Genomic DNA, 14,811 nt, shown 5'->3' with positions numbered 1-14,811 from the left:
TCGTAGTAGCTGTCCTCACTAGGTGTGAGACGCAGGCGCACGTCGATCTCCAGATGCGCGGGATACCCGGCAGGCAAATCGAGGGCTGTCGGCGAAAACGTCGGATTCACCAGCTGCGAGCTTGCCGTTCCCTGAGCTACCCGACATAGATCCGGTGACACCGACATACAAGGAGCGTGACGGTATCTTTCTGGCAAAAGGCGCGCTTCAGGGTAGGAAGCGCTGATGACCTAGCCCGCAGGAGCAATCTTCCCTGTACAACGTTCGACAACTGCCGCTTCCCGCTCCTCCACCTTGACAAACAAAAGGCCCGCTGGCGCCTCGCTCCGGCCCAGCAGCGCCAGCCGACTGAACACCTGGAGCACGATCAGGTACAGGAGACGAAGAGACAGGAGAACCGATCTCGCACGTACCGTCGCATCAGATTGATCCCCAGGTCAAGAACACTGCGATGACTTTTGAAGCATTGCAGGCCCGGCCGCCCCCGCCGAGCAGAGCGTGTAGGCCGTACCCGCCCAGACCGCCCCGGCCACCGACAGTGAGCAGGTCGTGCTCTCACCGCAGCTGGGCCATCTGCCGGTCGTAGTGATCGGCGCCGGGCCGGTTGGTCTTGGCATCGTCACCGGCCAGGGAGCTACGCGGGTCGGCCTGCCAGGCACGCGAGTCCTGCCCGGTGAGCTTCTGCCACGGTTCGATACGCGCCAGCCAACTGATCAGCTGCCGCAGATGCCGCTGTTCGTTGGTATCCGCCTCTGAGAAGGTACGCGGCTCCCCGGCCGTACTGCCAGGCGTTTTCCCCGATCCCGCGGCCGGTCGTCAGGCGGGCAGCAGCTCGGCGATCAGCTGACTGACGCGGGCCTTGATCTCGTCCCGGATCGGGCGGACCGCCTCGATGCCCTGGCCGGCTGGGTCCTCGAGCTTCCAGTCCTCATAGCGCTTGCCGGGGAAGAACGGGCAGGCGTCCCCGCAGCCCATGGTGATCACGACGTCGGAGTCCTGCACCGCCTCGGTGGTCAGCACCTTGGGCTTTTCCGCGGTGATGTCGATGCCGACCTCGGCCATCGCCTCGACGGCGACCGGGTTGATCGTCTCGGCCGGCGCGGACCCGGCCGAGCGGACCTCGATGCGGCCCGCGGCCAGGTGGGCGAGCCAGCCGGCGGCCATCTGCGAGCGGCCGGCGTTGTGCACGCACACGAACAACACGCTGGGCTTGCCACTCATCTTCCGGAGGTCCTCTCTGCAGGCCGCACGGTGCGGTCGGTGGATGGCTGGCCCGGGTGCGTCATGACCGCCTCCTGCTGCGATCCGGCCGGGGCACGGCCGAACAGGCCGGTCACCAGCAGCAGGCCGATCACCCCGCCGGCCAGCTGGGCGGCGATGAAGGCGGGCACCGAGGCCGGGGCGATACCGGCGAAGGTGTCGGAGAACGCCCGTCCGATGGTGACGGCCGGGTTGGCGAAGGAGGTGGAGGAGGTGAACCAGTAGGCCGCGCCGATGTAGCCGGCGACCGCCGCCGGCGCGACCGCCGTGCGACCCTCGCGCACCAGGCCGAAGATCACCAGCATCAGCCCGGCGGTCGCCACCATCTCGCCCAGCCACAGGTGGCTCGCGGATCGCTCGGTGGCCGCCCAGCTGATCGCGGGCTCGGCGAACATGGCGTTGGCCAGCACCGCCCCGGCGATCGCCCCGCCGATCTGCGCGATCACGTAGAACGCCAGCTCGCGGGCGCTCAGCCCGGCGCCGGTACGGCGCCCCTGCCAGTAGTCGGCCAGCGAGACCACCGGGTTGAAGTGCGCGCCGGAGACCGGGCCGAGCACGGCGATCAGCACGCCCAGGCCGAACACCGTGGCCAAAGCGTTTTCCAGCAGCTGCAGGCCCACGTCGTCCGGCGACAGGCGCTGGGCCATGATCCCGGAGCCGACCACCACGGCCACCAGCAGCCCCGTGCCGACGGCCTCGGCCAGGACGCGGCGGAAAAGCGGGATCACGCAGTCGCCCCGGCCGGGCACGGGAGGTCGAGCAGACCGGACAGCCGGGCGAGCGTCTCGGGCACCAGGCGGTAGTACACCCAGGACGCGCGCCGCTCGCTGGTGAGCAGGCCGACGTCTTTCAGCACCTTGAGATGGTGGGAGATGGTCGGCTGGGACAGCTCGAACGCCGCCGTCAGGTCGCACACGCAGGCCTCGCCGCCGGTGTGGCTGGCCACGATCGAGACGATGCGCAGCCGCACCGGATCCCCCAGCGCCTTGAACACCCGCGCCAGATCGGTTGCCTGCTCGGCATCAAGCGGCTGGTGGTCCAGCGACGAGCTGCACTCCAGGACTTTCGACGGCTCCATCGTCTCTCCTCGCCCGTGCCGGATTCCATGGCTTCCACCTATATCTATATTGGCAGGTATCTATAACATCGGATACGGCGGAGTCGCCTAGGTGGTGGCGGGGCTGCCGTTCCTCGTGGGCCCGTGACCTGATCCAGCGCAGATGAGGGGCGGACGTGACCGGATCATGGGGATGGGATCTGCTGATCGCGCTGGCGATCGCGCTGCTGGTCGCCTGGCTGGTGCTGACCGCGGCGCTGGCCGCCGCCGCGCCGCGCGGTGGCCTGCTGCGCGAGGCGCTGCGGCTGCTGCCCGATGTGCTGCGCCTGGTGCGCCGCCTGGCCGCCGATCCCGAGCTGCCGCATGGTGTGCGGGTGCGGCTGGCGCTGCTGCTGGCCTATCTGGCCTTCCCGATCGATGTGGTGCCCGACTTCATCCCGGTGCTCGGCTACGCCGACGACGCCATCATCGTCGTCCTGGTGCTGCGTTCGGTGGTGCGCCGTGCCGGGGTGGATGCCGTGCGGCGGCACTGGCCCGGCACCGATGACGGCTTCGCCGTCCTGGTGCGGCTGTGCGGCCTGGTCGACTACCGGGCGCAGGGCCGCCAGTCGTTCTACGCGCTGACCCGGCCTGAGCTGATGGACCTCCTCGCCGCCGCCGAGACCCTGCTGGCCGCCACCGGCCACGCCGTCACCTTGTGCCCGGTCTCCGGCCCGGCCGACGAATCCGGCGCGGTGGAGGCGGTCCGGTGAGCGCCCCGGCCCTGACCGCCCAGCGGCGCGCGGCGCTGAATCGGCGCAGCCTGCACCTGGCCTACGCCACCGCCGGATACAACCTGGCCGAAGGCATCATCGCCATCGCCGCCGGCGCCGCGTCCTCCTCGGCCGCGCTGCTCGGCTTCGGCCTGGACTCCTTCGTCGAGGTCTCCTCCGCCGCCGTGGTCATCTGGCAGTTCCGCGCCCGCGTCCCCGAGGACCGCGAACGCCTCGCCCTGCGGCTGATCGCCCTGTCGTTCTTCACGCTGGCCGCCTGGGTCAGCATCGATGCCGTGCGTTCCCTGCTGGGCGGCGGCGACGCCGACGCCTCCCCGGCCGGCATCGCGATCGCCGCGGTCTCGGTGGTGGTGATGCCGCTGCTGGCGGCCGCCAAGCGCCGCACCGGCCGCGCGCTCGGCTCGGCCACCGTGCTGGCCGACTCCACCCAGACCCTGCTGTGCACCTACCTGTCGGCGGTCCTCCTGGTCGGGTTGGTGCTCAATGCCGCCTTCGGCCTCTCCTGGGCCGATCCGATCGCCGCCCTCATCATCGCCGCCGTCGCCGTCCGGGAAGGCATCCAGGCGTGGAAGGGCGAGCGGTGCGACGACTGCGCCCTGCCCGGGCCCGGCCAAGAACCCGTGAGCGGGTGCGGGTGCGCGCCCGGCTGCACCGGCGTCTGCTGCCAGCACGAGACCGCCGCGGCCACGAAGGAGAGCGGATCATGAAGCGCTGTCCCATGCCCGCGGGCCTGGCCGCCCTGCTGGTGACCTGAACCGGGCCCGCATCCGGGCCGGGTGTCACCGGCCGACGGTGGTGCTGCGCCGTTCCAGCAGCACCACGTCCCGCCAGACGCCGCGGTGGCGGCCGATGCGCTCGCGCACGCCCACCACGCGGAAGCCGAACGCCTCGTACCGGCGCAGGCTGGCGGTGTTCTCCGGGAAGACGCCGGACTGGATCGTCCAGATCCCGGCCTCTTCGCAGGCCGTGACGAGCGTGCCCAGCAGCAGGCGGCCGACGCCGCGGCCCCGGTGGCCGGGGTGGACGTAGACGCTGTGCTCGACCACCCCGGCGTACACGCATCGCGAGGACACCGGCGAGGCCGCCGCCCAGCCGGCCACCGCGCTGCTCCCGGCGTCGGCCGCGACGAAGCACGGGTGGCGGATCTTGCCTGCGGTGAAGTCCTGCCAGCTCGGCGCGGTCGTCTCGAAACTGGCCTGCCCGCCGTCCAGCCCGGCTTGGTAGACCGCCAGCACCTGCTCGGCGTCGCCGTCGTCCAACGGCCGCACGACCAGGCCGTCAGCCGCGGGCGGCCGGGCGGTCTCGGGGTGCGGGTCGTCGGCGAGGTCGCGGGTCATGGCGCGGGGTCCTTCTCGTCTGCGGGGGTGATCGGGGCGGGGTTGCCCATCACCACGTCGGCCGCGGTGGGAAAGCAGCGCACACAGGCCTCGTTGATCCGGTACAGGCTGGCGGTGCCGCGCCGCTCGACCAGGACGAAGCGGACCTCGGCCAGGCTCTTCAGGTGGTGGGAGACGGTGGACTGGCCCACCTCGGAGGCCTGCACGATCTCGCCGACGCTCATCGGCGCGCCGCCGGGGGTTTCTCCGCCGCGGTCACCGGCCCGGCGCACTTCGTCCCGGGAAACTGTCCTCCCCGGATCGGGGGGGTGACAAGATATGCGCTCAGCCCGGCTGATCGCCTCCCTCCCGTACCGCGCAGCCGCGCCCTGCCCGGCCCCTGGCGCCCCGGACCGGCCGGATCGTAGCCGTTGCGGCCCGCCCCTCAAGGCCGCTCCCTCTCCGGGGCTCGCTCGGCGGCCTTGACCGCCGGACCCGCCGACGGCTTGACGCCTGGAGCGCCGGCTGACGACGTCCCGGGCCGCTACCGATGGGCCAGGAGCAGGGCGTGGTAATCGGTGCCGGCCGGGCCGTCGGGATCGGCGTGCACCGTGGCGGCCCGCAGCCGGGGCAGCTCATGCATCAGGGCGTGCTCGGCCTGCACCGCCACGGCGTGCGCCTCGGCCAGCAGCGCGTCGTGGCGCACTGCGATCTCGACCTCGGCGCGCAGCGTGTGCCCGACCCAGCGCAGCCGTACCGCCCCGACGCGCTGGACGCCGGGCACACCAGCCAGGGCGCGCTCGGCCTGGGCGACCAGCGCGGGATCGACGGCGTCCATGAGCCGGTAGTAGATCTGGCGGGCGGCATCGCGCAGCACCAGGCAGATCGCCCCCGTAATGGCCAGGCCGACAATCGGGTCGGCCGGCGGGAAACCGAGCGCGGCGCCGCCGGCGCTCAGGAGCACCGCCAGGGAGGTGAAGCCGTCAGCGCGGGCGTGCAGGCCGTCGGCCACCAGCGCGGCCGAGCCGATCTTGCGGCCGATGCGAATGCGGTAGCGGGCCACCAGTTCGTTGCCGGCGAACCCGGCCAGTCCCGCGGCCGCGACCGCCCCTAGATGGGAGACCGGCTGGGGGTGGAGCAGCCGGTCGATGGCCGTCCACCCGGCCAGCACGGCCGAGGCCGCGATGGTCAGCACGATGACGATCCCGGCCAAGTCCTCGGCCCGGCCGTAGCCGTAGGTGTAGCGGTGATTGGGCCTGCGGCGGCCCAGCACGAACGCGATGCCCAGCGGCACCGCCGTCAGCGCGTCGGCGGCGTTGTGCACGGTGTCGCCCAGCAGCGCCACCGACCCCGACAGCACCACGATGACGGCCTGGGCGGCCGCGGTCAGACCGAGTGCTCCCAGCGAGATCCACAGCGCCCGCATGCCCTCGGTACTGGACTCCATCGCCGCGTCGACCTTGTCGGCGGCCTCGTGGGAGTGCGGCCGCAGCAGGTGCGTGACCTTCGCCCGGATCCCTGCCGCACCGCGCCCATGCCCGTGCCCGTGCTGGTGGCCGTGGCCGTGATGGTCATGGCGGTGATTGTCCGAGGGGAGGCCGACGGTGTCGTGCTGATCGCTCATACTCCCCACGATGACCCACGATGCCGATTGCAGCATCTCGACATCAGCGCAGCTCACGCTGTTGCGAGACGGTCGCGCCACGACCGGCCACCGTCGGTCCCGGCGCGGGATCGCCGACCGCATCGCTGTGTCCGTCCGCGGTTCAGCCGGACCGGCGCAGCGGTCAGACGCACGCATACGTCGGCGGCCCCGCCAGGAAGCATCTCCTGACGGGGCCGTCGGCGTAGGTCACGGCTGACCGATATCAGCCGCATGTCGCGCCTTCCCGGCTACCGGGGACACCCTCCAGGCCGGTCCGCTGATCTGCGGGCAGGTTCCCGCACGGGAGGCGGCCCGATCCGGCGGCACCCGCACCGCCCGCGACGAAGGAGACACGCCCGTGCTCGACATCCAGGTCAGCCTCACCGGCCGCATCACCCATCCGCCCCGCTTCTTCCCCGCCGACCACGAGACCTCGGCCATGTGGTCGGCCGTGCTCGAGGTCAACGGCCCGCCCACGCCCCGCCGCGGCGGCGACACCTACGTCCCCACCCGCTACATCGAGGTCGTCGTCCACGGCGTGGCCGCGATCCGCGCCCACGAGTCCTACCGCAAGGGCCACCTGGTCATCGCCCAGGGCTGCGACCTGCTGGGCCGCGCCTACGAGACCAGGGACCGCAACGGCCGGGCCGTCCTGCGCGGCGTGGTCAAGGTGATCGCCACCAACCTGGGCCTGGCCTCCCGCTACACCGCGGTGCACGAGGGCGCCGCCGTCCGAGTGGCCGAGCCGTCGCCCCGCCTGGTCCAGGGCGCCCCCACCGCCGTCGCCGAGGAGGCCGCGCTCGCCGGCTGACCTGCTCCCGCGGGCGGCCGCGATCCGGCCGCCCGCCGCGCCCTCGGTGCCCGTCCCGTCCCGCCCCCGGCGGCAGGACGGGCACCGGGGGCGCCGTCTTCCCAGCAGACGAAAGGAGTTTCCGCATGCCTGCGGCATCCGCCCGCACGGGCGAGCTCCCCGGCGCCGCCGAGCAGGGACTGCCGGAGAGCCGGGAGAACCCGGACGGGTCCGGCAGCGCTCCCACCGGCGCCTCCGGAGCCGACGAGGTCCGGGCGGACCCCGGCGCCGACACGGCCGGTACGGCACCGCGGGAGGCGCCATGACGACCCCGGCGCCGGTCCCGCCCCCGGTCGAGCTCCCCGCCGACGTCGCCGTCTACGTCGAGGTGCTGCACCTGCTCGCCGAACGGCAGCAGCAGCTCGACACCTACCGGAAGGTCTCCGAGGCCGTACTGAAGAACGCCCTGGGCGACGCCGAGGTCGGCCTCATCGCCGGCCGGCCGGTCGTGTTCTGGCGGCACATCGCCGGCGGCGAGCGCCTCGACAAGAAACGCCTGTGCACCGAGCATCCCGAGGTGGTGCCGCTGCTGAAGGCCTACACCGTGCGCGGCGCGCCCAGCCGCCGCTTCACCCTGGCCCAGGCGGCCGCCGCGGTCCCCGCGCCGTCCGGCGGCGGCCCGTGACGAGCCCGCCCGCCGTCGCGGTGGCCGAGGTCATCGGCCACCTGGACGCCGCGCTCAAGCACGCCGTCACGCACCAGCCGCGCTCCCTGCAGCGGGAACTCGGCCCGTCGGAGATCGGATGCCCGTGCGACCGGCGGCTGGGCTACCGGCTGGCCGGCGTCGACCCGGTCAACCCGCACCTGCCGTGGCTGGCCTACCTCGGCACCGCCCTGCACGGCAGGCTCGCCGCCGACCTGGACGGGCGGACCCTGCCGGACGGCGCGCGCCTGCTCGCCGAGCAACCGCTCGACGTCGGCGAGGTCGGCGGCCGGACCGTCACCGGCACCAGCGACCTGTACGTCGCCGGCGTCGTCGTGGACTGGAAACTCGTCGGCACGACCTCGCTGCGGCGCTACCGCGCCCACGGCCCCGGCCACCAGTACCGGGTGCAGCTGCACACCTACGGGCGCGGCTACCGGCGGCGCGGCCTGCCGGTCACCCACGTGGCCATCGCGTTCCTGCCGCGCACCCGGGAGCTGGTGCACCGGCACTGGTGGCACGAGCCCTACGACGAGCGGATCGCCGTGGAGGCGCTGCGCCGCGTCGAGGCGATCGCCGCCGCCGTGGCCGCGGCCGGGCCGCACGTGCTGCCGCTGCTGCGCACGGCCGAGGCCCACTGCCTCTACTGCCCGTGGTTCCGGCCCGGCAGCACCGACCTCACCCGCGCCTGCCCCGGTACGGCGGGCCTGCTCACCCCTGTTCCCATCTGACCCGTTCAAAGGAGTGCTCATGACGACGTCGAACGACCTGCTCATGGCCGGCGGCCTGAAGTCGGCGTCCTTCCCGGTGATCGGCACGCGCGTCAGCGGCGTCATCATCGGCCTGCCGAACCCCGTGCCGCAGACCGAGTTCGGCACCGGCAAGGTGAAGTTCTGGGACGACGGCACGCCCCGCATGCAGGTGGTGGTCCACCTGGCCACCGAGGAGCGCCTCCCCGGCGTCCCCGGCGACACCGGCCGGCGCGCCCTGTACGTCAAGGGCCGCATGCGCATCGCCGTGCGGGAGGCCGTACGGCGAGCGGGGGCCTCCGGGCTGGCGGTCGGAGGAACGCTGGCGGTCGCCTACATCGGCGACGGCGAGCCGGCCGTGGCCGGCGGCAGGCCGCCCAAGCACTACGACGCCGAGTACGTCCCGCCGGTCAACGAGGCCAACGCCGCTCTGATGGCCGACGACCCCGGCCCTGCCGCGACCGCCCCGGTCGGAGCGTCCGCCGTACCGGCCGGGATGCCCGCCGTACCGGTCGGAGCATCCACCGTCCCCGCCGGGATGCCCGCCGTGCCGGCCGGGGCCGCGCCGCTGGACGCCCAGCGGGTGCTGCAGGCCCTGGCCGCCCGGACCGCGCCGCCCGCGTCCACCGCCGTGCCCGCCCTCGCCGCCGCGGCGGGGACCGACGCGCAGGTGCTGGCCCGGCTCGGCCGCCTCGGCCCCGAAGTGCTGGCGCAGCTCGGCCTGACCGCCCTCCAGCCCTGACCTTCCGCGCCGCCTTCGGAGCGGCTCCGCCCAGACCACGCAGGCCCGACCCCACCGGCCGGGCCTTTCCCGTTCCCGCCCATCACGGAGGCGCCTCGTGACCGACGGACCACCGGCGACCGCCTGGACGCAGGCGGTCGGCTGGGAACTGACCCTGATCAACCCCGCCCACGACAACCGCAAGTTCTACCGGCTGATCGTCTCCGGTCCGATCCTGATGATCAATTACGGCCGGATCGGTCACAGCGGCTGTTCCCGGGCCTACCGCCTGGCGTCCTTCAACGCGGCCCGCGACAAGGCGATCTGGATCACCACCGACAAGGAACGCACCGGCTACCGGCCGTCGATCGCGCCGCTGCGCTTCCCGGTGCCCGCCGCCGTCCCCGAAGCCTGTCTGCAACTCGGCGCACCGGCCCGTCGCGAGCTCGTCGACGCGTTCCTGGACGCCTGCGGCACGACGCGCACCGCCCACCCGACCCACGAGACGAGGACATCATGACCACTCCCGCCCAGGCGAGCACCCCCGCCGCCCTCGACGCCGCGCAGATGCTCTCCGCGCTGACCGAGGCCGACTTCTTCGCCACCACCCTCCCCGACGCGCTCGCCGCGACCGCCTCCCGCCCCGCGTCACCCCGGCCGCTGGTACGGCCGGGCGCGCTGACACCGGTGGGCGAGCGCGCCCGCCCCAACGGCCAGGTCTACAAACCGCGGCAGGTCGGCCCGCACGAGGATCTGGCGCTGCTGCGCGAGGCCCAGCGCCGCCGCCAGCACGTGCTGCTGTACGGGCCGCCGGGCACCGGCAAGACCGCGCTGATCGAGGCCGCGTTCGCCTCCTACGACGGGCCCGGCCTGGAGACGGTCGTCGGCTCGGCCGACCTGACCGAGACCGACCTGCTGGGCACCTTCGTCCAGGACCCGGCCACCCGCGCCTACGTCTGGGCGCCCGGTCCGCTGCACCGGTCGGTGGAGTGCGACGTGCCCGGCGCTCGGCTGTCGGAGGCGTTGAAGAGCCGCTTCATCCACCACCTGCTCGTGGGCACCGACTGGGCGCTGGCGCGCGGGCTCGGCGTGGACGGCAAGGTCGTCACCGTCGCCGAGAACCTGGAGTGGCGCCGCACCAAGGGGGAGATCACCTGGTCTCCGCAACTACGGGAACTGCTGGCCTTCCGCGACCTGGCCGCCGTGTACGGCGAGGCCTACGCGGCCTCCGCGCTGGCCGCCGCCGCGCCCGAGCACGACCGGGACGAGATCGTCACCGCGCTGCGCAAGGTCTTCCCGGACACCGTCGCGGCCCGGGTGGAAGGGCGGTGCGGCGCATGAGCACTCCCGCCCTTCCCGCGCCGGAGGGTCCTCACCCGGGCGGCCCGGTCGCTCCCGCCGTCACGACCGCCCCGGCCTCTCCGGTGGACGCGGTGACCAGGGCCCGTGCCGAGCTCACCGCCCGCCTCCACCACCTCGTCGGCCCGCTGACCGGCCGCACCGACGTCCTGCTGGACGTCGTCTGGGGGCGGGGCGACGGCGCCCCGCCCGCCTGGTTCGATCCCGAGCTGGCCGAGATCACCGTCAACGCCGACATCGCCCTGCCCGTCGGGACCGATCCCGCCGCCGTCGACCCCACCACCGTGCGCGGCCGCCTGGCCCACCCGGTGCTGGTCGGACTGTGCTGCCACGAGGCCGGCCACGCCCGCGCCCCCGGATGGAGGACTCCCGCACGGGCCGAACGCCACCGCGGCGCGCCCCGCACCGGAGAGATCGCCGACTGGCTGGAAGAGCTGTGGATCGAGGCCGGCCAGCTCCGCCACCGTCCCGCCGACCGGCGGTGGCTGCGCGCCGCGGCCCGCCACCTCCTCAAGCCCCCGGCGCTGCCCGCCGAACCGACCGACCAGCAGCTACGCGGCGCCGCCGGACTGTGCGCGGTGCTGGTGCTGGGCCGCGTCGACGCGGGGGTGCTGAGCGCCGCCGACACGGCCGAGGCCGACCGGCAGGTGCGGGCGGTCCTCGGCGGCCAGGTCGTAGACGAGCTGTGCTCCCGCTGGCGCCGGGCGCTCACCTTGGCCGAGGGTGATCTGGACGGCCTGTTCACCCTGGCCGAGCAGGTCCGCGCCCTGCTGCGCCTCGACGACGGCAGCGGCGTGTCCGGTACGGGCTGCACGCTGGGGCGGCCTGCTCCCGGCGGAACTCCCGCCTCCGGCGCAGGATCCCCTTCGGGTTCCGGACCTGAGACCGGGGGCGGGAACGGGACGCCGGGTGCGGCTCCGGCACACCCGCTGCTGGACGCCGTGGGAAGCACCGCCCGCCAGGTCTCCGACGCCGGCATCGGCGAGGCGGCCGCCGAACTGGCCGACCTCGAGGCCGCCACCGGCCCCGACGTCCGGGCCATGGCCACCCGTGCCCAGAAGGAGGCACCGGGATGTGCCCGCCCGAACCACCTGGCCCGCCCGATCCGTCGGCCAGGTGCGATCCGCAGGGTCCGCCCGTCCCGCCGGCACGGGGTCCGCTCGCCCAGCCGCCCGCCGTACCGGGCGCGCGGATCCCCGGCGCACGTCCCGCCGCGCCCGTCTCCATCCGCGCCGACGTCCTCGAGGACGCCGCCGACCGGCCCGTCGCCCACGTCCAGGCCGAACAGGTCACCGGCTACATCAGCCAGGCTCCCGACGGCGGCATCGACGTCGAGCTGCACACCCGCGACTCCGCCGCCGACGCCCGGCTGCGGGTGCTCGTCGACGGCCGTCTGCGCTACGGCCCCGCCGGGCGCACCGCCTGACCCGTCCGGCCGTCCGGCGGCTGCGCACGGCCGGGCGGTCCCCTCGGTACCCGCGGTTCTGTCGTCCCCCGGTGATATTCCTGCCTCCGTTGCGACATCCGATGATCTGCGAGGTTGTGGAATGGCGACGGTCACCTTCCGGGACGAGACGGCGACAGGGAAACCGATGGCCGAGTTCGCGCTGCCCGATCTGCCGGAGAGCATCCCGGCGCGGGAGCTGGTGCGGTTGCGCGTCCGGGAGGAGGTCGCCCGGTACAACGCCGATCCCTCGGCCCGGTTCACCGGCCTGGTCCGCCCCACGGACGCCGAGGTGGAGCTGAACGGCTACCGGATGGGCGAGCGGCGGCGGATCGACTGGGAGAAGCAGGCGGAGGCCGCCGAGCGGGCCTTCCTGCGCAACGGGTTCGTGCTGCTGGTCGGGGACCGCCAGATCGAGGACCTGTCCGAGGTGATCGACCTGACCGCCGACCCGGTGGTGTCGTTCATCAAGCTCGTCCCGCTGGTCGGGGGCTGACATGGGTGTGCTCGCTGACTTCCCCCGCGCTCACGACGTTTTCCGCCAGGTGGACCTGCCGACCCTCGAGGCCTTTGCCCGTTTCGATACGGCCTTCGCCGAAGGGCGGGAACCCCTCGGTGCGGAGGACGACCTTCGGGTGTTCGGCCGCTGGGCGCAACTGCGGCTCAGCCTGGGCCAGGACGGAGGCCACGACCACGACGAGCGTGTCCTGCGTCTGACCCGTTTCGTGGAAGAGGCCGACATCCCCTGGACGGTCGGGGACGTCGAGTTCCTCTGGTCGGTCGCCCACGGGTTGATGACGTGGGCGCACACCGACTACGCGGAGCTGTACCGCGTCCCGCTCGCCGCGACACGGTGCCTGGGCTATGCCGACCGCCGCCGCATCCTGGAGTGGACGCCGGAGTGGTTGCGCCGCTACCACCGGCCGGCCTGGGATGTCCTGCACGGGCAGCTGGAGGAAGTGCTGACCGAACCTCCCGAGCACGGTCCGGCCGGCATGGTGCGCAACGTGCTCTGGGACTGCGACGACGTGGCCCGGCTGCTGGCCGAGGAGTACGGCCCGCGCCTGGCCGACCCCGAGGCCCTGCCGCTGCTGCGCCACTGGAACACCGCCCGCTCCGCCAAGCCCAGCGACAGGTGGCTCAAGACCGCCGCCACGTTGCTGACGCCCGAGGCCGCCGCTCTGGTCCGCGAGATCCTCACCCTGGTCACGGCGCACCGGGAGAAGCGCATCGACCACCGGGCCGACAACGGCTACGAGTGGACGACGACCGTCTTCCTGCACGAGCGCACCGCCGTACCCGTGCGCGGCATGGTGTGGACCTGCGCGCTGATCGACGAGCCGTGGGTGACTTCGCTCCTCGGTGATGTCGCCCTGACCTGCGGCACCGGGATCGGCGGGTCGGGTGCCAACTGTCGCAGCGAGATGCTCGCCAACGCCGCGGTGAACATCCTGGCCCGCCGCGGCGGCCTGGAGACGGTCGCGCCGCTGGCCCGCCTTCAGACCAAGGTCCGCAAGAAGACCGTGCTGGCAGGCGTGGCACGCACCCTGGACGCGGTGGCCGAGCAGGCGGGGCTGAGCCGCGAGCAGCTGCTCGACCGCACCGTGCCGGACTTCGGCCTCGGCCCGGACGGGGTGCGCGAGGAGCGGATCGGTGACTACCGGGTACGGCTGTGCGCCGACGGCCCTGCGCTGCGGTTCGTCAACACCGCAGGGAAGGTCCTCAAGACGGCGCCGCAGGCCATCCGCGCCGACCCCGTGCTGGCCGAGATCAAGACCACCTTGAAGGAGCTCAAACAGGCGCTGCCCGCTGAGCGGTTCCGGCTGGAGCGGGCGCTGGCCGAGGAGCGGATGTGGCGCTGGCGGCAGGTGACGGAGTTCCTCCTCGACCATCCGGTCACCGGCCTGTACGCCCGGAATCTGATCTGGCAGATCCTGCAGGGCCCGGCCGGCATCCCCGTCAGGACCGCCGATGGCTGGGAGCTCACCGACCCGCAGGGACGCCGCATCCAGCCCTACCCGGGCACCCCGGTCCTGCTCTGGCACCCGATCCACGCCAGCGCGGAGGAGGTGCGGGCCTGGCGTGACCACCTGCTGGAGCGTGGGATCCGCCAGCCGTACAAGCAGGCCTTCCGCGAGGTCTACCTGCTGACCCCGGCCGAGGAGGCGACCGGGACCTTCTCCAACCGCTTCGCCGGGCACGTGCTCCGCTACGGCCAGGCCAAGGCCCTGCTCAACCAGCGCGGCTGGACCGACCTGTCGATCGGCCACTGGGACTACGAGTGCGGCGGCGACCAGGGCGAGGCGGTCAAGAAGCTGGCCGGCTGGCAGGCCCGCTGGGGCATGAACGTGGTCGGTGACGCGGAGGCCGACGGCTGGGGTACCGCCTCCTTCTGCGCCGGCGAGCAGATCGCCTTCCACCGGGCCGAGGACGCGCCCGGCCGCTACGACTACGGCCACCGCGAGGGCGTGTCGCTGACGGAGGTGCCGCCGCTGGTGCTGTCGGAGGTGCTGCGCGACGCCGACCTGGCCGTGGGCGTCGCCTCGGTCGGTCTCGACGAGCGGGCGGTCGGCGGGCACGAGGACTACTGGCACTCCTACGGCTTCGGCGAGCTGACCGAGACCGCGAAGACCCGGCGCGACGCGCTGGCCCGGCTGCTGCCCCGGCTGAGGATCGCCGACCGGGCCGAGCTGACCGACCGGTTCCTGCGCGTCCGCGGAGACCTGCGCACCTACAAGATCCATCTCGGGTCGGGCAACATCCTGATGGAGCCCAACGACGCCTACCTGTGCATCGTCCCCGGCCACGACCGTGACGCCGCCTCCGTCTTCCTGCCCTTCGAGGAGGACGGCGGCATGCTCTCGGTCATCCTGTCCAAGGCGTTCCTGCTCGCCGGCGACGCGGCCATCACCGACCCGTCGATCACCCGCCAGCTCACCGGGTGAGACACGGCCGGTGGTGACGCGGCCGGGGAGTCCCGCCGGAACCTCCGCC

At 73.3% G+C, this 14,811-nt stretch carries 18 protein-coding genes; 12 read left to right on the top strand and 6 right to left on the bottom strand.

What is annotated here, in order from left to right:
* Positions 1 to 549 precede the first annotated feature (549 nt).
* A complete protein-coding gene (locus ACFOWE_RS24650) occupies positions 550 to 756 on the top strand; it encodes a hypothetical protein (protein ID WP_377291745.1) in 207 nt (68 codons plus the stop codon).
* 60 nt (positions 757 to 816) lie between these two features.
* Here the strand turns inward: ACFOWE_RS24650 and ACFOWE_RS24645 are convergent, their stop codons facing one another.
* Genes ACFOWE_RS24645 through ACFOWE_RS24635 form a run of 3 tightly spaced genes read right to left on the bottom strand, consistent with a single transcriptional unit; the run spans position 817 to position 2,338 of the window.
* Positions 817 to 1,221: an arsenate reductase ArsC gene (locus ACFOWE_RS24645; RefSeq protein WP_377291743.1), complete on the bottom strand. Its 405-nt coding sequence runs from the start codon at positions 1,219 to 1,221 to the stop codon at positions 817 to 819.
* Complete coding sequence (locus tag ACFOWE_RS24640; RefSeq protein ID WP_377291741.1) at positions 1,218 to 1,988, bottom strand: aquaporin; 771 nt, start codon at positions 1,986 to 1,988, stop codon at positions 1,218 to 1,220. Before ACFOWE_RS24640 ends, ACFOWE_RS24645 begins: the two co-directional genes overlap by 4 nt.
* Positions 1,985 to 2,338 (bottom strand): ArsR/SmtB family transcription factor, encoded by a 354-nt coding sequence (locus tag ACFOWE_RS24635; RefSeq protein WP_377291739.1) that lies wholly within the window; start codon positions 2,336 to 2,338, stop codon positions 1,985 to 1,987. Before ACFOWE_RS24635 ends, ACFOWE_RS24640 begins: the two co-directional genes overlap by 4 nt.
* A 155-nt stretch (positions 2,339 to 2,493) precedes the next feature.
* Here ACFOWE_RS24635 and ACFOWE_RS33920 point away from each other — a divergent pair, with 155 nt between their 5' ends.
* Together ACFOWE_RS33920 and ACFOWE_RS24620 are read left to right on the top strand one after the other, a co-directional pair.
* Positions 2,494 to 3,069, top strand: coding sequence for a YkvA family protein (locus ACFOWE_RS33920; RefSeq protein WP_449301224.1), 576 nt, complete (start codon positions 2,494 to 2,496; stop codon positions 3,067 to 3,069).
* The gene (locus ACFOWE_RS24620; protein WP_377291737.1) at positions 3,066 to 3,797 is read left to right on the top strand and encodes a cation transporter; all 732 of its coding nucleotides are present in this window, start codon (positions 3,066 to 3,068) and stop codon (positions 3,795 to 3,797) included. Before ACFOWE_RS33920 ends, ACFOWE_RS24620 begins: the two co-directional genes overlap by 4 nt.
* A 72-nt stretch (positions 3,798 to 3,869) precedes the next feature.
* On the opposite strand, the gene ACFOWE_RS24615 is transcribed toward ACFOWE_RS24620, so the two are convergent.
* The 3 genes from ACFOWE_RS24615 to ACFOWE_RS24605 all read right to left on the bottom strand — a co-directional run bounded on the left by ACFOWE_RS24615 (position 3,870) and on the right by ACFOWE_RS24605 (position 6,030).
* Positions 3,870 to 4,427: a GNAT family N-acetyltransferase gene (locus ACFOWE_RS24615; RefSeq protein ID WP_377291735.1), complete on the bottom strand. Its 558-nt coding sequence runs from the start codon at positions 4,425 to 4,427 to the stop codon at positions 3,870 to 3,872.
* Positions 4,424 to 4,651 (bottom strand): ArsR/SmtB family transcription factor, encoded by a 228-nt coding sequence (locus ACFOWE_RS24610; RefSeq protein ID WP_377291733.1) that lies wholly within the window; start codon positions 4,649 to 4,651, stop codon positions 4,424 to 4,426. Before ACFOWE_RS24610 ends, ACFOWE_RS24615 begins: the two co-directional genes overlap by 4 nt.
* A gap of 299 nt (positions 4,652 to 4,950) precedes the next feature.
* The gene (locus ACFOWE_RS24605) at positions 4,951 to 6,030 is read right to left on the bottom strand and encodes a cation diffusion facilitator family transporter (protein WP_377291731.1); all 1,080 of its coding nucleotides are present in this window, start codon (positions 6,028 to 6,030) and stop codon (positions 4,951 to 4,953) included.
* A 379-nt stretch (positions 6,031 to 6,409) separates the two neighbouring features.
* Between ACFOWE_RS24605 and ACFOWE_RS24600 the strand changes: the two genes are divergently transcribed.
* The 9 genes from ACFOWE_RS24600 (at position 6,410) to ACFOWE_RS24560 (ending at position 14,762) form a co-directional block, all read left to right on the top strand.
* The gene (locus ACFOWE_RS24600) at positions 6,410 to 6,862 is read left to right on the top strand and encodes a hypothetical protein (protein WP_377291729.1); all 453 of its coding nucleotides are present in this window, start codon (positions 6,410 to 6,412) and stop codon (positions 6,860 to 6,862) included.
* A gap of 125 nt (positions 6,863 to 6,987) precedes the next feature.
* Positions 6,988 to 7,167, top strand: coding sequence for a hypothetical protein (locus ACFOWE_RS24595; RefSeq protein WP_377291727.1), 180 nt, complete (start codon positions 6,988 to 6,990; stop codon positions 7,165 to 7,167).
* Complete coding sequence (locus tag ACFOWE_RS24590; protein WP_377291725.1) at positions 7,164 to 7,526, top strand: hypothetical protein; 363 nt, start codon at positions 7,164 to 7,166, stop codon at positions 7,524 to 7,526. The genes ACFOWE_RS24595 and ACFOWE_RS24590 overlap by 4 nt, the downstream gene beginning before the upstream one ends.
* Positions 7,523 to 8,275: a hypothetical protein gene (locus ACFOWE_RS24585; RefSeq protein WP_377291723.1), complete on the top strand. Its 753-nt coding sequence runs from the start codon at positions 7,523 to 7,525 to the stop codon at positions 8,273 to 8,275. The genes ACFOWE_RS24590 and ACFOWE_RS24585 overlap by 4 nt, the downstream gene beginning before the upstream one ends.
* A 19-nt stretch (positions 8,276 to 8,294) precedes the next feature.
* Positions 8,295 to 9,035 carry a hypothetical protein gene (locus ACFOWE_RS24580; RefSeq protein WP_377291721.1) on the top strand — a complete coding sequence of 247 codons (741 nt, stop codon included), beginning with the start codon at positions 8,295 to 8,297 and terminating at the stop codon, positions 9,033 to 9,035.
* Positions 9,036 to 9,132: 97 nt separating this feature from the next.
* On the top strand, positions 9,133 to 9,534 hold the full coding sequence (locus tag ACFOWE_RS24575; RefSeq protein WP_377291719.1) for a WGR domain-containing protein: 402 nt from the start codon (positions 9,133 to 9,135) through the stop codon (positions 9,532 to 9,534).
* Positions 9,531 to 10,355 carry an AAA family ATPase gene (locus ACFOWE_RS24570; RefSeq protein WP_377291717.1) on the top strand — a complete coding sequence of 275 codons (825 nt, stop codon included), beginning with the start codon at positions 9,531 to 9,533 and terminating at the stop codon, positions 10,353 to 10,355. Before ACFOWE_RS24575 ends, ACFOWE_RS24570 begins: the two co-directional genes overlap by 4 nt.
* A 92-nt stretch (positions 10,356 to 10,447) precedes the next feature.
* Positions 10,448 to 12,313: a hypothetical protein gene (locus ACFOWE_RS24565; protein ID WP_377291715.1), complete on the top strand. Its 1,866-nt coding sequence runs from the start codon at positions 10,448 to 10,450 to the stop codon at positions 12,311 to 12,313.
* Position 12,314: 1 nt separating this feature from the next.
* Complete coding sequence (locus ACFOWE_RS24560) at positions 12,315 to 14,762, top strand: DUF4132 domain-containing protein (protein ID WP_377291713.1); 2,448 nt, start codon at positions 12,315 to 12,317, stop codon at positions 14,760 to 14,762.
* Positions 14,763 to 14,811 lie beyond the last annotated feature (49 nt).

The sequence above is a fragment of the Planomonospora corallina genome (genome assembly GCF_042650625.1).
Taxonomy (GTDB): domain Bacteria; phylum Actinomycetota; class Actinomycetes; order Streptosporangiales; family Streptosporangiaceae; genus Planomonospora_B; species Planomonospora_B corallina.
The sequence above is the reverse complement of the archived record's forward strand: the minus strand, read 5'-3'. Positions and strand labels throughout refer to the sequence as shown.